A 17625-nucleotide genomic window follows, 5' to 3' on the forward strand; every position below is an offset into this window, starting at 1 on the left:
ATATTGACAAATAAGCTTTAGTGTGCGTAGCTTCCGAGTGGAGATATGGGGAAGACAAGGTAAAATTTTTTCCTTCATCTCTCGCTCTTGCTGGAAGTTAAACCTTATATTCCCTAGCGCTTCGAGAAGTCTCAACGACCATTACGCGAACAATGTAAGAATTTTGACTTGATTTCTGCCTGATGCGATCGCTACAAAAATTTTATTTTTTTCCAAAATTAATGAGAATTGTTAGCACTTAAGCTATGCTGGTTTTAAGAAGTTAAACTCCTAAGACTTTGAAAAAGCTGGGAGTAAGATTGCGGTGCTTACTGTAAGTTTGTTGCACTTTGAGGGCAATTTTCTTGAAATCGTTTAGTTCAGAAATAGAAATAAGTCACCTTGTAGAGGTGAATTGGACAGACCGCTGGCAAGTCTATCAACGTCTAAAGGAGTTAGACATTCCCTGTAGTTGTGCGGCTAACCAGCCATTGAAAGTTGAAATTGGCAATCCGACTGCGGTTGTTCAACTTTGGAGTGTGATACGGCGATTTACAGTCTCTCGTCAAGACCAGATTTGGACTCTTGAGTGCTGCTGGCAGAGTCGCTATCAATAGTTCTAATCGGTAGGTACTGCTGAGAATTTCTTGCTTGATAGCTTGTATTAGTTAAAAGGAGGTCAAAAAAATGGGTGTATCTCAGATTTCAGAATTTTGCCTTGAAGGCAGGTTTATAAATTTTGTTATTAAAGATGGCTATAAGCTCAAAGGTTTACTGCTGAGTACTCATGAGGGTGAATGCTACGTTAAACTTGCTAAACATTTACGGGCTGCTTTTGATTTGCGGCTACCAGCAGGTACTTGGCTACAAGTTGTTGGTTATAAAGAATACGATATAAAAAAAGACAAAGTTACACTGAAAGCTGAACGTGTGATGGCGGCGAATTCTGAAATGGCTACAGTTCAAACGATCGCAGCACCACAAGAACCCCCATCTATTGATAATGTCAAAGTAAAACCAGCTAAGACTAAGGCCACGATTTTGGTGTGTCAAAAGTCTGATTGTATGAAACGCGGTGGTAATGGAGTTTGTCAGGCATTGGAGGCAGCTTTAAGCGATCGCGGTTTAGAAGACCAGGTTACAATCAAGGGCACTGGTTGTATGAAAAACTGTAAAGCTGGGCCAAACCTAGTTATGCCAGATAAAACTCGCCATAGCCGAATTCAAGCTTCACAAATCCCAGCGCTGATGAATCAGCATTTTGGTGACAAGAATTTATCCGCAAAGCCTGAAAATGTAAGGGAAGTAGCGATATCTAACGGTAAGTTTTGCTGAAAAAAATAGTTAAATCTTGACATTTCAATGAGAAAGCTTAATAATATCTTCATTAAGTGTGTTCCAGTTCCATTAATGCTCGGCTGTAAAATTTGCTAGAAGTTAGCAATAAAATCAAAAAACTGGCTTTAATTAAGGCCAGTTTTTTGAGTGGAAGGGTTTCTATTGAGCAATTTTTAACCGGAATCTTACGATCGCTTATCCACACCCTAACAACGTAGTGCAGGTTCAGCTTTTGTAAAAGTTGGGAATGAAGCGATCGCAATACACTTTGTCATGAGTTGGGTACAGTTGTAAAAGCGATCGCTTAATATTTGTAGGCAATTGCGTTTAGCGCTGGTTTGGTATCGTCTCGGACAAACTTACCAACTGCCTCAACTAAGTCATCCGAGGGTTCAAAATGGTGCAAAGGAATAAACAAAACCGGAGTTTTCCCTTTTTCTGCTTGGTTAGCTGCAAAGATTTTGGCAAAGGAAGATTTACCACTTCCTGGGCCACCACTAATCACTCTAATGGCATCATTGCGATCGCCTTTTTCTAACCAAGCTTCTAGTTCAGTTTCTAAATCAAGAACAATTCGCTGATATTTCTCATCTTCTCTCACCCAGCGTTTAAATTCTTCTTCTTTTTCACCCCCAACTTTCTGCTTATAGTAGGCGTGTAAAGGAACATAAACCTGTTTTAAACCAAAGGCTTCTAAAAGCATCGGTTCTTCAACCTGTTTTTGTAGCCAAGCTAAATAACGCTGCCATGACTGTTCCCGTTCATTGGCTTGAGTAAAAGGGGTATCCAGTTCTTCTTTTAAACAAGCATATTTTTCTGGATGTTTTGCCCACTCTTCATGTAGGGCATACACAAAATAAGTAGGAAGACGATGACTAATTGTTAGTGCCTGGGCTTGATTGACGCTAAAGTATTTTAACCAATCGGCAAAAGCAGTTTTAATCGCTTCCAGAATCGGCAAATCTTTGGGACGGCTAAAAAAATCTTGGTCAATACGCAATTCTATACTTAATAGGGAATCGTTGAGGCGATCGCACAATAGCTCAAGATCGCTTTCGTTTGGTTTTTCAAACAGCAACTCTTGATTTCCTTTTATCAAACTCACTATTGCTTCTACTAAAGAACGGTAAATTAGTAACCAAGCAACTTCCTCTGGTGCTGATCCTAAACCTAGTGCTGTTATACCGTCTACGGCATCTTTGGCTACCTCTTCCCACTTACCCAAGACTCCATCTATTACACCTTTCCCTAGTGATTTAAATAGTTCTTTAAAGTCAGCCTTAATGGGTTTATTCCATAATGCAACAGGTTTGCTAACTGAAAATCCAGAGATATTACTCATAGCTGTTGTATGACGCTGGTAGATGTACTGAGTTAATATATTTCAATAAGGTTGTATCAGATTTTTACTGAAAACCAGTAGTAAATTTAATAATTTATCTAGATATAATTCTAATTTTAGGGTCAAAGGCTTTTGTCTGCTAGGGCTAAACTGGCACTGATAGGATTTTTTGCCATTTTTAATACTCCTCTAGGATACTTAGTTTCAGTATTCCCAAAGTTGTAGAGGCGATGTCTACGACGGGCTACGCCTACGCGTTTGTTGAGAGGTAATTAACAGAATTTTATCTAGATTTGCAAAAAAGAGACGGGAGTTTAGAAGAAGAGGCTTAGGATAAACTAATGAAATTAAATGCAGAAATAAATGCGTAAACAAATCATCGAATATACATCTCCACTAGATGCGCTGATTGCCCTGACTAAACAGTTAAATACCTATGAAATAAAGTACCAAATGAATTCAGAATATTTTTTTGCTAAATATAGCCAAGGAGAAACTTCTGACGATGAAGTGTTTGTCGAATGGGCAGCAAACTACCAACATTATCTAGCTCTACATCAAGAGATAAAAAGCCAACTCAGAGATGTCGCGTAAAGTTATCCAACCTATCTAGATGAAATTGAGCAACTTTTATTCAACTGCTCTAACACATACGTTGAGGAATATAGTGCAATAATTTTAACGCCAGATAGAGCTAATCTCCGCATTAGGATACGTTTTGCTCTCAAACATTTACTGGCAGTCAGCGAAGCGTTTGTTATTATAGATAATCAAATTACATATATCGATTACCGCTATCACTTTCAAGATGAGCAAAATAGTCTGATTTTCCGTTATGACAGTACACCACATTTTCCCAACTTGCCTAGCTTCCCGCACCATAAACATCTGTTCGACAATGTAATTGCTTGCGAAAAGCCACATATAGCCGATGTGCTACAAGAAGTGATGAAGTTTTTAGAGTAGGAATATGAAATTTGCATTGCAAAACAGAACCATTAAATGGAACCGTTAAGATTTTGCTCATTGTTCTATTTCTCCTAACCGTTAATTACAGCGATCGCATCAATTTCTACCAACACATCTTTAGGTAAGCGCGATACCTGCACACAAGCCCGCGCCGGGGCTGTATCTTCTGGGAAATATTTAGCATAAATGGCATTCACCGCCGCGAAATCATTCATATCAGCTAAAAATACAGTGGTCTTTACCACATCTTGAAAAGTCGCACCAGCGGCTATAAGGATGGCTTCAAGGTTAGCTAATACCTGCTCTGTTTGCTTTTTGACATCATCAGTATAGACGACATCACCAAGGCGGGGATCGATGGCAATTTGTCCAGCGATGAAGACAAATTGACCTGAAGCTGCGATCGCTTGATTATAAGGGCCCACTGGAGCGGGTGCATTATCAGTATTAATTACTTCACGTGTCATAGATATTACTTTCTCTAACGATGTTTCCTGTCTACCGATTTCTGCTTCAGCTGCGATCGGTTTATAAACCTTTCCATCTGGCATTATCGCACCAGTCAGGTCAGCATTTTTAAAGCTCATGCCGTAAGTTCTTGCACCAGTTAAATCTGCTCTTTTCAAATTTGCTCCATCAAGATTTGTCTTGATTAAATTTGCCCATCGCAGATTGGCTCTTTCTAAATTTGCTTCTTGGAGAAATGCTTTTGTAAAGTTTGCACTTTGAAGAGATGCTGCTGTCAAATCGACACCAGCCAAATTTATACCTGATAGATCAACTTGGTTTAAATTCGCTCTATGAAGTTTAGCTCCTTGAAGGTTGGCACTTTTCAATATTGCCTCAGTTAAGTTTGCTAAAGTTAAGTCAGATCCAGTTAAGTACGCCTCACCCAAATTTGCCTTAGTTAGATTAGCTTTACTGAGATTAGCTTCAGCTAAAGAAGCCGCAGTCAAGTTTGCGCTACTAAGGTTTGCTCCACTTAAATTTGCTGTATCTAGGTTTGCATTAATTAATTGTGCATTACTTAGGTCTATAGCTGTTAGGTTTGACTGTTCTAAGTTTGCATGATTTAAATTTGCGCTATTCAGAGTTGACCGACTTAAGTCAGCACCATTGAGGTCTGTCCAAGCAAAAATTGCTGAAGAAGCACTTACCGAATTCAACTTTGTATTTACTAAAGATGCGTTAGTGAGATTTGTACTATTAAGCTTCGCTTTAGTTAGGTTTGCCCCACTTAAATCAACTCCAGTGAAATTTGCACTAGTTAGGTCTATCTCACTGAGGTCTGCACCTTTGAGATTTTCTTGACTCAAATTTACTGAATGAAATTTCCGTTCCCCTGCGGCGTATTTCTCTAAAAGTTCCTCAGCATCCATAATGCACCTTTAAATACCACTGACACAGTATAATCACAAAAACTTTGTGTCACAGGTATTCTTCTGCCTTTCTCTTTGCGCCCTTTGCGTCCTTTGGGGTTGATTCCTCTTACCCCAACCTCGGACGTATTCCATAATGTCGATACCGCCAATAATCACGCAAAATGCGATCGTGGTCAAAACATAAATTACCAGGCACACACCAATACTCAAAAATCCCTACACCCTGAGCATCATCGCCAGCCTTTGGTTCACCCTTAGCTGTCGCCAAAAACACAATACTAATTGTATGCTGACGCGGATCGCGATTGGGATCAGAATACACGAGTAATTGTTCAACCAACTCCACCTCTAAACCTGTCTCTTCCTCAGCTTCTCGCCGTGCCGCCACTTCCACAGCCTCGCCATAATCTACAAAGCCACCAGGAATAGCCCAACCTAAAGGGAAATTATGTCTTTCAATTAACACTATTGGCCGATGAGGTCGATCTACTAGTTCAATGATGATATCAACTGTCGGTGTAGGATTTCGGTAAGTCATAGTTATTTAGTCATTAGTCAGTAGTCATTGGTCATTAGTCATGAGTCATTGGTTATTCCCAAAGGACAAATGACAAAAGACAAATGACAAACAAAATGAGTTTACTTGATTTCCCCTGCAAATACCGTTCCGTGATAAATTCGATGCGATCGCATCGCGTCTCCATCAGACAATTGCTCCCTCTCATAATTCAGGTTACTTATGCCTTTTCCTAGATCCAGTGGCATTTTGCTGCATCCTACTTCCTTTCCCAGTCGATTTGGCGTTGGGGATTTAGGCTTAGAAGCCTATCGCTTCATTGATTTTCTCAAAGAAAGCCATCAACAATATTGGCAAGTTTTACCCCTGGGCCCCACTGGATACGGTAATTCCCCATATATGTGCTACTCAGCAATGGCGGGAAATCCGCTGCTCATTAGCCCAGAAAAACTTCTAGAAGAGGGTTTGCTATCTGAAGAAGACTTTGCTCATTTACCAGGATTTCCGGCAGAAAAGGTAGATTTTGAGCAGGTTGTACCGATTAAAATTGGGCTACTCAAAAAAGCCTGTGAAAACTTTAGAGCCAATGCTACGCCTATCCAGCATAAAGAGTTTGAAGGCTTTTGCGACAGTAAAGCCTATTGGTTAGATAATTACGCCTTATTTATGGCGCTGAAAGATGCTAACAATGGAGCAAGTTGGAATACATGGGAGCCTGAATTTGTCAAGCGGGAACCAGAAGCATTAGCTCAGGTAGAAAGCCGACTCAACGGAGATATTTTTTATTACAAGTTCATCCAATTTGAGTTTTTCCGGCAGTGGTCAGACCTGAAAAACTACGCGAATATGCGCGGCATTGATATTATCGGCGATATCCCTATCTATGTAGCTCATGATAGTGCCGACGTGTGGGCGCATCCCAACATCTTTTGCTTAGACGAAGAAACGGGGGAAGTTGCCCAAATGGCAGGAGTTCCACCAGATTACTTTAGCGCCACAGGTCAATTGTGGGGAAACCCGGTTTATAACTGGGAGGAACTGCAAAAACAAGACTTTAAATGGTGGGTACAGCGCTTTGAGGCCATGCTGGATTATGTCGATATAATTCGCATTGACCACTTTCGGGGCTTCGAGGCATATTGGTCAGTACCCAAAGGTGAAGAAACTGCCATTAATGGCGAATGGGTGGAAGCACCTGGAGAAGCTTTTTTTGATGCGATCAAACAGAAGTTGGGCAAGCTACCCGTCTTAGCAGAAGATTTGGGGGTAATTACACCAGGAGTAGAAGCGCTGCGAGACAAGTATGAATTTCCTGGAATGAAAATTTTGCAGTTTGCCTTTGGTTCAGATCCCGTTAATCCATTTTTGCCATTCAATTACTCGCGGAATGCTGTAGTTTATACCGGAACTCACGATAATGACACAACCATAGGCTGGTTCAACACAGCTAACGACTACGAAAAGCAAAACTTATGGCTTTATTTAGGTTGCATCAGCCCTGAAGGAGTCCACTGGGATTTAATTCGCCTAGCTTTGAGTTCCATCGCTAACCAAGCGATTATTCCTTTGCAAGATATTTTGGGATTAGGAAACGAAGCGCGGATGAATTTTCCCAGTATTGCTGAGGGTAACTGGGAATGGCGCTATCAAGAAGGAGCCTTGAGAGATGAATGGCGCGATCGCTTAAAAGTTCTGACTAGACTTAATGGACGCGCCCCGGAAGAGCAGTGAGACAGGGGGGCATGGGGAGAAATAATAACCAATGCCCCTGCCCCATGCCCAATTTCCCATGCCCCATTCCCTATATTTCAAAACTTAGGCTTGGCAGCAATCCTAACTTCTTCCTCTTTCCCTGGTTCTCCCATTTCTTTAGCCTTCTCCTGATTGACACTCATCAAAACACCGCCAGCATTATCAGTTTTCACTGTCAATTGCTCTTGGGCTTTCCAAATTCGATGAGTTCCCTCTGGCAGAATACCCTCAAACTCGGTTTTGCCATCAGCTACTACACGAATCCAAGATGAGGCTTTCAAGGTGACACCAATCTGTACAACCTGTTCCTTTTGGACGCCGCTCAGGTTGTCGCTGACGGGTTGTACCTCCATTGACTCTTTTAGTTGAGCTAATTCTGGCTTGACAACAGACTTTTGTTTGGGATATGGCTGATTTTGGCTATTACTTGCTTGTAGTACTGCGTTATTTAATAACTGAGACAACCCATTTACAGAGCATACTATTAGCAATATGTAAAGAAAGTAAAGATGAATTGGACGTAATTGAGCTAGGGGTGAAGTATTCCCAATACCTTGGGAGTTCACTTTTGCAGAACTGATTGGAAAAGTGCCAGAAAATTCTACTCCATTCAAGCCTAGAGCTTCCGCAAATTGCCTAATCAAACCCTGAATATAGACTGGTTCTGGCAAATCGTTTAAATTACCTTCTTCGATCGCCTGCAATAATCGCCGAGGAATTCTGGTCAATACAACCACTTGCTCTAGAGAAAGACCCTGTTCTTGCCGTAATGCCCAAAGTTGAGCGCCTAATTCTGCTAACTTTTCGGCTCGTTGTTCCTCTAATGAAAGTGATGGCTGGTGATTATTCTTCTTTCTTAGCCATTTCATGCCTACTGACACTCCTTAATTCCGCTAAATCTTTAATAGGTTGCGTTATTTGTTCTTGCAAAAAGTGAATCTCATGATCTTTGAGGGAACGATATTTACCCTCTGACAAAAAGGGTTCCTTTAGAGTTTGTAATTGAATTGGGCCGATAGCAGTCCGATGCAGCTTAATTACTGGGTATCCTAACTGTTGAGCTATACGGCGAATTTGGCGATTTCTTCCCTCCTGCAACACTATTTCTAAAAAGCTTTGCTCGGCACGGCGTTCGATTAGACGTACCTTAGCAGCCCTGGTTTTTCTACCCTCCAACATCACACCCTGACGCCACTTTTGGAGTACTGTTTCTGGAGGGTGTCCTTTGACCAAAACATGATATGTCTTGGAAATACTGTGGCGGGGATGGGTTAATCCAAATGTCAGTTCTCCGTCATTGGTTAGGATTAATGCTCCTGTGGAGTCTGCATCTAGACGACCAACTGGGTGAATACCTGAACCCTCCCGTAATTCTTTCGGTAGTAGATCCAGAACTGTTGGTCTGTAGTGAGGGTCGTAGCAAGTCGAAACCACCCCCGCTGGTTTGTGCAGCAATAGATATATTAAAGCCGGACGCTGCTTTTCGGATACAGGTTTACCATCGATGGCGATCGCATCTTTTTCGGGATCAACTTTTTGACCTAAATGTGCCAACACGCCATTGATCTGCACCCGTGAGTGCCTAATCATTTCTTCGGCTTCGCGACGAGAGGCGATACCCCATTGAGCAATAATTTTTTGTAACCGTACCTCCATGTGGAAATTGCTGATTTACTGTTAACAATTAAATGATATTTGCATTTTGTAGCGAGTAGGCATAAATGTTACATTTAAGGCTTGTTTAATTTATGTTCAGTTGTTGAACAAATACCCATAAACAGATTGGTTAAATGCCAGAGCAAAATTCCCAAACAACAAATGCAAATAAAATCCGCATAATTACGCAGGTACTTACAACAGCAGTCAAGCTCTGGTTAAGAGCGCAAGTCAGTCAAATATCGGAATTAGAAGTGGAGATCAAAGCGAGCGATCGCCAACTTTTCTCTGGGCGCATCCCTTCGGTATCTATTTTTGCCACTCATCCAGTTTATCAAGGTCTTCAGATTACACAAATTAAATTAACAGCAGAAAATATTCGGATAAACATCGGCTCCGTACTCAAGGGAAAATCCCTACGACTATTAGAAAAAGTACCAGTGGTTGGCGATTTAATCATAGATGAGAAGGATCTCAATGCTTCTCTCTCATCTGACTTATTATCGACTGCTTTGAGTGATTTATTGGTTAAGGTTTTACCAACACATTACCCACAGACACAACCAATTAATTGGCAAGAAATTCTTCTAGGGAACAACCAAATTATACTGCGAGGTTTGAGAGTAACCAATAGTGAAACGACGCCTCTAGAGATTTGTCTGGGCTTACAGTTACTCAGTGGGCATGAGTTGCAAGTGGCACTGATTCCAATCCAGCCTGCCCAAGCAGATATGTTAGAAGACAATCATGAGTACAATCTGGATCTTGGCTCAGATGTCGATATCCAAGAACTTACACTGATCCCAGGTAAACTGATGTGTCGTGGGAAGATTAACGTTAACCCTTGATGATGACAGATTTAAAAATGCTAATACAGTATTTTAAATGATCTAGTGCCTCTCAGGGGATGAGGAGGACAAGGGGATAATCCCCCGCTTCGTTGCTATCCCACCTCGGAATAGAATTCCAAGTTATTGCATTGAAGGGACGATAAACACTTTACTCGCTTCGTTGCTATCCCGCTTCGGAATAGAATTCCAAGGCTAATAGCTTAAGCCCTCTCAAGAGGACTACATCAGAATTTTAGTCCACTTGAGTGGACTTGAGCTACATCCCGCCCGGAATTTAAATTCCGGGCGGGATATAGGTCAGTGCAATACTTTAACTGTGACAAAAATGTGGTTAATGACAATCCCTACAAGGGTTGGGGCTGTTTTTCTTAGGTCTATATTGAACTCAACTGAAAACCGCTACAGTAGCGGCAACAGTAGTGTCACGAAATAATAAACCAAAGGAGCAGTAAAAATATAACTATCGGTACGGTCTAAAATACCACCATGACCGGGGATTAATTGTCCAGAATCTTTAACTCCAGCATCCCGCTTGAGCATAGATTCAGTGAGATCCCCTAAAAGACTAGCGATACCAATCAGCAAACCTAATGCTAAACCAGTAAAGGGGGATCTTGGCAAGTGGAGATAATAGGCTCCTGCTACGGCTACAGCAACACTTGAAGTAATACCAAAAACAGCACCTTCTACAGTTTTTTTCGGGCTAATCTCAGACAGACGGGTTTTTCCAAAGAATTTGCCAATGGTGTAAGCACCGATATCGGCTGCCCAAATACACAAAAAAGTTAGCAGTGTTGCTGTAAAACCTTGTGGTAGAGAAGCGGAATTTGCCTTCTCCCAGAAATCGATCCAGTTTGTGGGCCAGTAACCTCCAAAAGGGAGATTGCTAAAAGCAGCACTATCAATTGCTCGTAACCGCACCCAGTAACTTGGTAAATAACCTACATAAAATAGCCCCATAATGGAAGCGGAAACATCAGCGATCGTGGCAAATTTGGGTTGAAACAGCAGGTAAAAACAAATAAGTGTGCCAGCTATTGGCATCACAGCATCAGCTAAACTGCCATCTAGCGTGCAAATTACCAGCAATACTTGGCTAGCAGCCATTGTGGTTTTAGCAGCAGGAACTATACCTCTGGCTCGCACCAAATTAAAATATTCCTGTTGTCCCAAAAAGACGATAACCGCAAACATGATGGTAAAATACCAACCACCCAAAAGGGTAACTGAAAGAGCAAGAGCGATCGCAACAATTCCACTAATAATCCGAGACCAAGGCATAGAAGTATTTTGGATTTTGGATTTTGGATTTTGGATTAGAGATTAGCTATTCGAGATTAGGGATTGGTAATTGTGGCTTGGTTTCTTATGCCCTAAATCCCCAATCTAAAATCTAAAATCTAAAATCTAAAATCTTTTGGATTTAGTCTAGTTTCTCACCACTGAGGATAAAAATGGGATCAACGGCGGTAAAGCTTTGAGAAAAGCCGCGCGTCTCTAAGCGGTTAACCGCAGATTGTACGACTTCGATATTTCTAGCCCTTAACAGAGAAAAGCTCTGAGAAATAGCATATAGACTTTCTAGATTAGCAGCTGTGGCTACAACCCGACCGGATGGCGGCAAATAATGCCAAGCTGCTTGCAGTATTTCCTGAATGGGGCGTCCTCCCTCAATACAAATACGGTGAGGGGCAACCTTAAGATCGTGTAAACACTCCGGGGCGCTTCCTTCAACTACTTCGACGTTTTTCACATCAAAGCGATCACAGTTACGCTTGATCAGATTAGCTACTTCTTCATCCCTTTCGATCGCGATAATCTGTCCACCTGGACACAATAGCCCCACCTCTACCGGAATTGTACCCGTCCCTGCGCCAATATCCCACAACACGGAATCTGATTTTAGCCGCAGTTGGGAAATCAATAGCAGTCGGACTTCTCGCTGACTCAGAGGAATTCCTGGCAAATGTTCAAATAATTCATCGGGAATACCAGGGGTAATATAAGGCCAAAGTTGGGAGGGCATAGAATTACGCAATTATACTAAAGATATCAATTTGCCAAATTGAAAAGCTATAAGCTATAAAACTTTTCAACCGTAGCATTATAAGAAAACATAATGATTGGCGAAATATTAGGCGAACGCTACGAAGTTCAGCAGCTATTAGGAAAAAAAGCAGGGCGGCGGACGCTATTAGCCCGTGATTTGCAAACTCAGGAATTAGTTGTCATCAAGTTACTCTCTTTTAGTAGTGACTTTGAGTGGGATTCACTCAAGTTGTTCGAGCGAGAAGCTGAAACTTTAAAAAACCTAGCACATCCCTCAATTCCTGGCTATTTAAACTATTTTGAGGTAAATCTACCAACCATCAAAGGATTTGCTCTAGTACAAACTTATATCCCTGCACAAACTTTAGAGCAATGTTTACAAACTGGGCGGACTTTTACAGAAATTGAAGTCAAAGAGATAGCTAAAGCACTTTTAGAGATTCTCGTTTACCTACATGAGCTACATCCGCCTGTAATTCACCGTGATATTAAGCCTAGCAATATTTTATTGAGCGATCGCTCTGGCAATAGTATTGGTCAAGTTTATTTGGTAGATTTTGGCTCAGTACAAACCGTCTTGGCTACCGAAACCGGGACAAGAACTGTAGTCGGAACTTATGGCTATATGCCACCAGAGCAATTTGGCGGACGCACTGTTGCAGCATCAGACCTTTATAGTTTAGGTGCAACCTTAATTTATTTAATGACGGGTACTCACCCAGCCGATTTACCCCAAAAGGATTTTCGGATTCAGTTTGAACAACTGGCTAATCTCAGTCCCAACTTTAGCAATTGGTTAAAGTGGATGATTGAACCCAGTTTAGAACGCCGTTTGAGTTCTGCAAATGCTGCACTGGCAGCTTTAGAGAAACCACAACCGGCAAACTCAACTACTTTAGTTGTTGGCAAACCAGATGGGAGTAAGATTCAACTAACCAGAAATGGGGATTCTCTAGAAATTATCGTTCCACCATCTGGTTTTGATCCATCAATAGTATTTACAGGTTTATTTGCGATCGTCTGGAATTCATTTATCCTATTTTGGACACTTGGCGCACTCTCAGCACCTTTTCCTGTCAATATCTTCTTTGCTTTGTTCTCGCTTCCATTTTGGGGTGCTGGCTTGATGATGGTGTATAAATTTCTTTTCAATTTATTTGGACGCATCTGCCTACGCCTTAATCCCAAACAAATTGCCCTAACCTGGGAGTTGTTTGCTTGGAAATTTTATCGTCCCCGTGCATCGTCAAGGCAAAGTATTAATAAGTTGGTTTACATTCCCAAACATTTTACTAAAGATTCTGAAGGCACTAGAATTGCCGTTCCCGCGCAATTGGATATTTGGGTAGGAGTAAAAAAATATCAACTTGGTGGTAATGGTGGTGCGATTAAATCGGAAGCGGAACTGGAATGGCTAGCTCAGGAATTAAGCGATTGGTTAGATTTGCCAATTACCAATCCAATTAGAAGTTAGTTGCGCTCATCAAGAACCTATGGGATGTGAGCCATCAATGTCTATATTTAATTACAGATGCCTTAGAGGAAATTTATATGTTTGGACTGGGATGGCCAGAAATAGCTGTAATTAGCATAGTCGCTATTCTAATTTTCGGCCCAAAAAAAATTCCTGAACTGGGGACTGCACTGGGGAAAACCCTACGAGGTTTTAAGGAGGAGATGAAAACTCCCAGTGAAGAAACCAATCAGGAAGAAGAAAAACAATAATAAAAGGAGTCAGAATATAGGAGTCAGCGCACTGACTCCGCATGACTAAAGCAAGGTATTAACAACAGAAGAAGGTGTAATCCCATTTTGGGAATCATTGACAGTTGTGCCAGTATTTTGTTGGTGTGTCTCTTCCTTCGCTAGACCACGCAGCTTAATTAATTTAATCGCCCGAGTAACGCTTTCTGGCAAAATTACCACCAGACTATTATCAGGAGCCATGTCTAAGCCTTTATTTATCGCTTGGGTTTCATCCAAAATTGATTCATAGCGGCTATCAGGCTTCACTTCGGTGATACCTTGAATAATCAACTGGGCGGCTGATCCCCGTAGTCTTCCCCGTGTATCATCGTCTTCTTTGATGATGATGTAATCAAAAATTTGTGCTGCTAGCTTACCCAAAGTAACAAAATCTTCGTCGCGGCGATCGCCTGGCCCACCAATTACACCAATCCGTTGTCCTGTAGTCCAGTTTCGCACAAAGGAACCTACAGCTTCGTAACTAGCTGCGTTGTGGGCATAGTCTACCAAAGCGTGGTAGTTGCCTAAATTAAATAGATTCATTCGTCCCGGTGTTTGGCTAACTGAAGCCCGGAAAGTCCTCAAACCAGCACGAATCTGTTCAATTGTGACGTTTTGCACGAATGCTGCCAAACTTGCAGCTAAAGCGTTGGCAATCATAAACGGCGCACGTCCGCCCATTGTTAAAGGTATATTTTCGGCTCTTTCTATCCGGTGTGTCCAATCACCTTTAACAATTGACAAATAACCATTTTCATACACTGCCGCTACTCCGCCCTTTTGGATGTGCTTCCGCACTAATTCCGAGTCGGGGTTCATGGTGAAGTAAGCAATATTAGCCTTAGTTTTTTCTGACATAGCGGCGACGCGGCGATCGTCGGCATTGAGTACGGCATACCCATCCGGGAATACGGCTTCCGCTACTACACTCTTGAGGTTAGCTAACTGCTCAATGGTATCTATATCGCCTATTCCTAAGTGGTCTGAGGCTACATTTAATACTATACCCACATTTGCGGCTTCAAAGCCCAATCCAGAGCGGAGAATGCCACCACGAGCCGTTTCCAGCACTGCTACTTCTACTGTGGGATCTTGGAGGATGACGTGGGCACTTTGGGGGCCGGTGTTATCGCCTGCTTCTACTAAGTAATCACCGATATATGTTCCATCTGTAGTGGTATAACCTACCACTTTACCAGTCTGTTTATAAATATGTGCTAGTAGGCGGGTAGTGGTGGTTTTACCATTAGTACCCGTGATGCTGAGGATGGGAATTTGGCTAGATTGCTCGTTAGGAAACAACATATCCATCACTGCGCCGGCTACATTGCGGGGAATGCCGACACTTGGGGCAACGTGCATCCGAAAGCCGGGGGCGGCGTTAACTTCGACAATTACGCCATCAACTTCCCGCAGCGGACGGCTAATATCCGTGGTGACAATATCGAGACCGGCGATATCCAAACCGATAATCTTGACAACTCGTTGTGCCAACCAAAGATTTTCTGGGTGAATTTCATCAGTACGGTCAACGGCACTACCACCTGTACTCAAGTTGGCTGTTGCCCTGAGATAACAAATTGTACCCTTGGGTGGCACGCTATTTAGGGTATAACCTTGCCTTTCTAGCAATTGGTAGCTGGTGCGGTCTAGTTCAATCTTGGTGAGAACGTTATCATGTCCTTCACCGCGATTTGGGTCAAGGTTGGTTTCTTCGATCAGTTCGGAGATAGTGGATCTGCCGTTGCCAATTACATGAGCCGGAACCCGTTCGGCGACTGCTACGACTTTGCCATTTACTACTAATACCCTATGGTCGCGCCCAACATAATATCTTTCGATAATAATTGACCGAGAAACCTGTCTGGCAGCTTCGTATCCGGCTTCAGCTTCTTCCCAAGTTCTGATATCAATGGTGATCCCACGTCCATGATTGCCATCCACGGGCTTAATGACGATGGGATAGCCACCCACGAATTCAATGGCTTGTTCTAAATCGTCTAAAAAGTTGATTACTGTACCTCTGGGTACTGGCGCACCAGCGGCAGCGAGGATGCGTTTAGTGGCTTCTTTATCGCAAGCTAGTTCTACACCCAGAATGCTGGTGTTATCAGTCATTGTCGCCTGCATTCGCTTCTGGTTGATGCCATAGCCTAGCTGAATCAAAAAGCGGGCTTCCAGCGACATCCAGGGAATACCTCTTTTTTCTGCTTCTTTGACGATCGCTTCTGTGGAAGGGCCTAAGGAAGCATCACGGGTGAAGTCTTTCAGGTCTTGGATATCTTGCTCTAGTTCTGCCTTGGGATAACGGCCTCGATCGACGATACTCTGGCACAGCCGTACTGCGGCTCGTCCAGCGTAGCGTCCCGCTTCCTCGTTCAGGTACTCGATGACTACTTGATAAATTCCGGGTGTGGCGGTTTCGCGGGTGCGACCAAAGCCGACATGCATACCTGCTAATTCTTGGAGTTCTAAGGCTACGTGTTCCACGATATGACCCATCATAGTGCCTTCTTTGACTCGCATCAAAAAACCACCACGACAGCCAGGCGAACAATAGTGACCCTCCAGACTCGGCAGCGCCTCAACTAATCCTTCATAAAAGCCAGGGATTTCATTCGAGGGCGTCTCGCCAAGGGTTTCTAAATCGAGGCGCATGACGATCAGTTTGTGGCGTCGAATGCTCCAATAGTTTGGGCCGCGTAAGGTCTGGATCTTGAGGATTCTCATGGGAATAGGTAGATGGAGATTCGGAACCAAAATTCTAGTTTCTTACTGGAATTGACCGCTAAACTGTTCATGAAAAACAGTTTTTTCTTTTTACATGGTATTCTTATCATTTTTGTACGGTAAGAAATAATAAACGTGCGGCCAACCAATTTTGGATTTTAGATTGACATTTTAGATTGTAAAGATACTACTAGGGTACTTAACTCTCTGAATTTTAGATTGACGATAGTTAGCTAAACCGAGTCATTGAAGTTCTTTTAGATTGGTTTTGTCTACTTTCTGGTAGTATGTACCGAAAAGTTCTTTTAATCTAAAATCCGTCTTGAAAAGTTTGCTACGGAGGGAAACCCTCCTTACAACTTTTCGCAAAATCCAACATCTAAAATTTGCGGTCAACTCAGTGTAACCTCAGATAGTCTATACCGTCAGCTGGAAATTCGATGTACAGCAGGCAATACAGTCCGCTGGTACAAGTGGAAGCGATCGCCGTAGCTGAGGATATGAAGACGTAAATTATGTACGGTTAATGGTTCATTAGCGCCAACATGAGGTTCGTTGGTGTGGGTCAACTCAGTGGGATCAACAATGGTGACACTGCCTTTACCCATAACTTGTAACCACCCATCACGTTCAAACACAGCGCAAGTATCTTCGTCAATGCCAATACCTAAACGATCGGGATGAGCTGCGATCGCGCTAATCAATCGCCCCATCCGATTACGGTTGTGAAAGTGTTGGTCAACGATTACTTCAGGAATAAATCCCAAACCAGTTGCCATATCTACTAGGGAACGATTTGGCGTTTCTCCACTACCACCGCCAGCAATCATATGATGCCCCATCACTGCCGCTCCTGCACTGGTGCCTGCTAACGTCAGTTGCCCCGCCCTCACCCGTTGACGAATAATTTCCATTGCTGGCGTATCTGCCAATACGCCACAAAGACGCAGCTGGTCTCCTCCTGTCAAAAATACCCCACTACAGGCTTCTAAGGATGCTTTAATCTGGGAGGCTTCACACTGTTCCCGTTCGCGGATGTCTAAAATCTCTACCTTCTGGGCACCCATTTCTTCAAAAATGCGAATATACCGACCACCGATGATGGCAGGTTCGCGAGAGGCAGATGGAATAATTGTAATATAAGCCTTACTAGCACCGGCGCGTCCAAAAAAAGTTCGTAGGATTTCGCGCCCATGAACTTTATCTTCTGCACCTCCGATAACCAGAACGGCGGTTTTAGTTGCTTGGGGTGTCCTCATTTCTAGCGATTTAGCTTGTAATTGCGGCATTTTGTTTCTCCTGTCAACAACTTCA

The 17625-nt window shown here is 42.6% G+C and carries 17 protein-coding genes; 8 read left to right on the forward strand and 9 right to left on the reverse strand.

The window, feature by feature from the left end; genetic code table 11:
- The first annotated feature begins 344 nt into the window (after positions 1 to 344).
- Positions 345 to 596, forward strand: a complete 252-nt coding sequence (locus tag HWQ39_RS21495; RefSeq protein WP_292849382.1) for an Asr1405/Asl0597 family protein — start codon at positions 345 to 347, stop codon at positions 594 to 596.
- Between the two features lie 70 nt (positions 597 to 666).
- Positions 667 to 1314: a (2Fe-2S) ferredoxin domain-containing protein gene (locus HWQ39_RS21500; protein ID WP_292849384.1), complete on the forward strand. Its 648-nt coding sequence runs from the start codon at positions 667 to 669 to the stop codon at positions 1312 to 1314.
- Between the two features lie 307 nt (positions 1315 to 1621).
- Here HWQ39_RS21500 and HWQ39_RS21505 read toward each other — a convergent pair whose 3' ends face one another.
- Positions 1622 to 2659 carry a hypothetical protein gene (locus tag HWQ39_RS21505; RefSeq protein ID WP_292849386.1) on the reverse strand — a complete coding sequence of 346 codons (1038 nt, stop codon included), beginning with the start codon at positions 2657 to 2659 and terminating at the stop codon, positions 1622 to 1624.
- Positions 2660 to 3022: 363 nt separating this feature from the next.
- On the opposite strand from HWQ39_RS21505, the gene tumA reads away from it, so the two are divergent.
- Together tumA and tumE are read left to right on the forward strand one after the other, a co-directional pair.
- The gene (gene tumA / locus HWQ39_RS21510; RefSeq protein ID WP_292849388.1) at positions 3023 to 3253 is read left to right on the forward strand and encodes an antitoxin TumA; all 231 of its coding nucleotides are present in this window, start codon (positions 3023 to 3025) and stop codon (positions 3251 to 3253) included.
- 24 nt (positions 3254 to 3277) lie between these two features.
- Positions 3278 to 3625, forward strand: coding sequence for a toxin TumE (gene tumE / locus HWQ39_RS34455; protein ID WP_366932292.1), 348 nt, complete (start codon positions 3278 to 3280; stop codon positions 3623 to 3625).
- A 74-nt stretch (positions 3626 to 3699) separates the two neighbouring features.
- On the opposite strand, the gene HWQ39_RS21520 is transcribed toward tumE, so the two are convergent.
- Together HWQ39_RS21520 and HWQ39_RS21525 are read right to left on the reverse strand one after the other, a co-directional pair.
- Positions 3700 to 5007 carry a Rid family detoxifying hydrolase gene (locus tag HWQ39_RS21520; RefSeq protein WP_292849390.1) on the reverse strand — a complete coding sequence of 436 codons (1308 nt, stop codon included), beginning with the start codon at positions 5005 to 5007 and terminating at the stop codon, positions 3700 to 3702.
- A gap of 109 nt (positions 5008 to 5116) precedes the next feature.
- Positions 5117 to 5548, reverse strand: coding sequence for an NUDIX hydrolase (locus HWQ39_RS21525; protein ID WP_292849392.1), 432 nt, complete (start codon positions 5546 to 5548; stop codon positions 5117 to 5119).
- Positions 5549 to 5749: 201 nt separating this feature from the next.
- On the opposite strand from HWQ39_RS21525, the gene malQ reads away from it, so the two are divergent.
- Positions 5750 to 7258, forward strand: a complete 1509-nt coding sequence (malQ, locus tag HWQ39_RS21530) for a 4-alpha-glucanotransferase (RefSeq protein WP_292849394.1) — start codon at positions 5750 to 5752, stop codon at positions 7256 to 7258.
- A 77-nt stretch (positions 7259 to 7335) separates the two neighbouring features.
- On the opposite strand, the gene HWQ39_RS21535 is transcribed toward malQ, so the two are convergent.
- Positions 7336 to 8148: a RodZ family helix-turn-helix domain-containing protein gene (locus HWQ39_RS21535; protein WP_292849396.1), complete on the reverse strand. Its 813-nt coding sequence runs from the start codon at positions 8146 to 8148 to the stop codon at positions 7336 to 7338.
- Positions 8123 to 8935, reverse strand: a complete 813-nt coding sequence (locus HWQ39_RS21540) for a pseudouridine synthase (protein WP_292849398.1) — start codon at positions 8933 to 8935, stop codon at positions 8123 to 8125. Before HWQ39_RS21540 ends, HWQ39_RS21535 begins: the two co-directional genes overlap by 26 nt.
- Before the next feature lie 134 nt (positions 8936 to 9069).
- On the opposite strand from HWQ39_RS21540, the gene HWQ39_RS21545 reads away from it, so the two are divergent.
- The gene (locus HWQ39_RS21545) at positions 9070 to 9783 is read left to right on the forward strand and encodes a DUF2993 domain-containing protein (RefSeq protein WP_292849400.1); all 714 of its coding nucleotides are present in this window, start codon (positions 9070 to 9072) and stop codon (positions 9781 to 9783) included.
- A gap of 402 nt (positions 9784 to 10185) precedes the next feature.
- Here the strand turns inward: HWQ39_RS21545 and HWQ39_RS21550 are convergent, their stop codons facing one another.
- Positions 10186 to 11067 (reverse strand): phosphatidate cytidylyltransferase, encoded by an 882-nt coding sequence (locus HWQ39_RS21550; RefSeq protein ID WP_292849402.1) that lies wholly within the window; start codon positions 11065 to 11067, stop codon positions 10186 to 10188.
- Between the two features lie 142 nt (positions 11068 to 11209).
- Positions 11210 to 11812 carry a precorrin-6Y C5,15-methyltransferase subunit CbiT gene (gene cbiT / locus HWQ39_RS21555; RefSeq protein ID WP_292849404.1) on the reverse strand — a complete coding sequence of 201 codons (603 nt, stop codon included), beginning with the start codon at positions 11810 to 11812 and terminating at the stop codon, positions 11210 to 11212.
- Between the two features lie 93 nt (positions 11813 to 11905).
- Here cbiT and HWQ39_RS21560 point away from each other — a divergent pair, with 93 nt between their 5' ends.
- Both HWQ39_RS21560 and tatA read left to right on the forward strand, forming a co-directional pair.
- Positions 11906 to 13309 carry a serine/threonine-protein kinase gene (locus HWQ39_RS21560; protein WP_292849406.1) on the forward strand — a complete coding sequence of 468 codons (1404 nt, stop codon included), beginning with the start codon at positions 11906 to 11908 and terminating at the stop codon, positions 13307 to 13309.
- Positions 13310 to 13386: 77 nt separating this feature from the next.
- Positions 13387 to 13560 (forward strand): twin-arginine translocase TatA/TatE family subunit, encoded by a 174-nt coding sequence (gene tatA, locus HWQ39_RS21565; RefSeq protein WP_094348761.1) that lies wholly within the window; start codon positions 13387 to 13389, stop codon positions 13558 to 13560.
- Between the two features lie 45 nt (positions 13561 to 13605).
- On the opposite strand, the gene cphA is transcribed toward tatA, so the two are convergent.
- Positions 13606 to 16311, reverse strand: coding sequence for a cyanophycin synthetase (gene cphA / locus HWQ39_RS21570; RefSeq protein WP_292849548.1), 2706 nt, complete (start codon positions 16309 to 16311; stop codon positions 13606 to 13608).
- 425 nt (positions 16312 to 16736) lie between these two features.
- The gene (locus HWQ39_RS21575; RefSeq protein ID WP_094348499.1) at positions 16737 to 17600 is read right to left on the reverse strand and encodes a cyanophycinase; all 864 of its coding nucleotides are present in this window, start codon (positions 17598 to 17600) and stop codon (positions 16737 to 16739) included.
- Between the last annotated feature and the right edge of the window lie 25 nt (positions 17601 to 17625).

The organism is Nostoc sp. NMS8 (assembly GCF_017115045.1).
Classification (GTDB): domain Bacteria; phylum Cyanobacteriota; class Cyanobacteriia; order Cyanobacteriales; family Nostocaceae; genus Nostoc.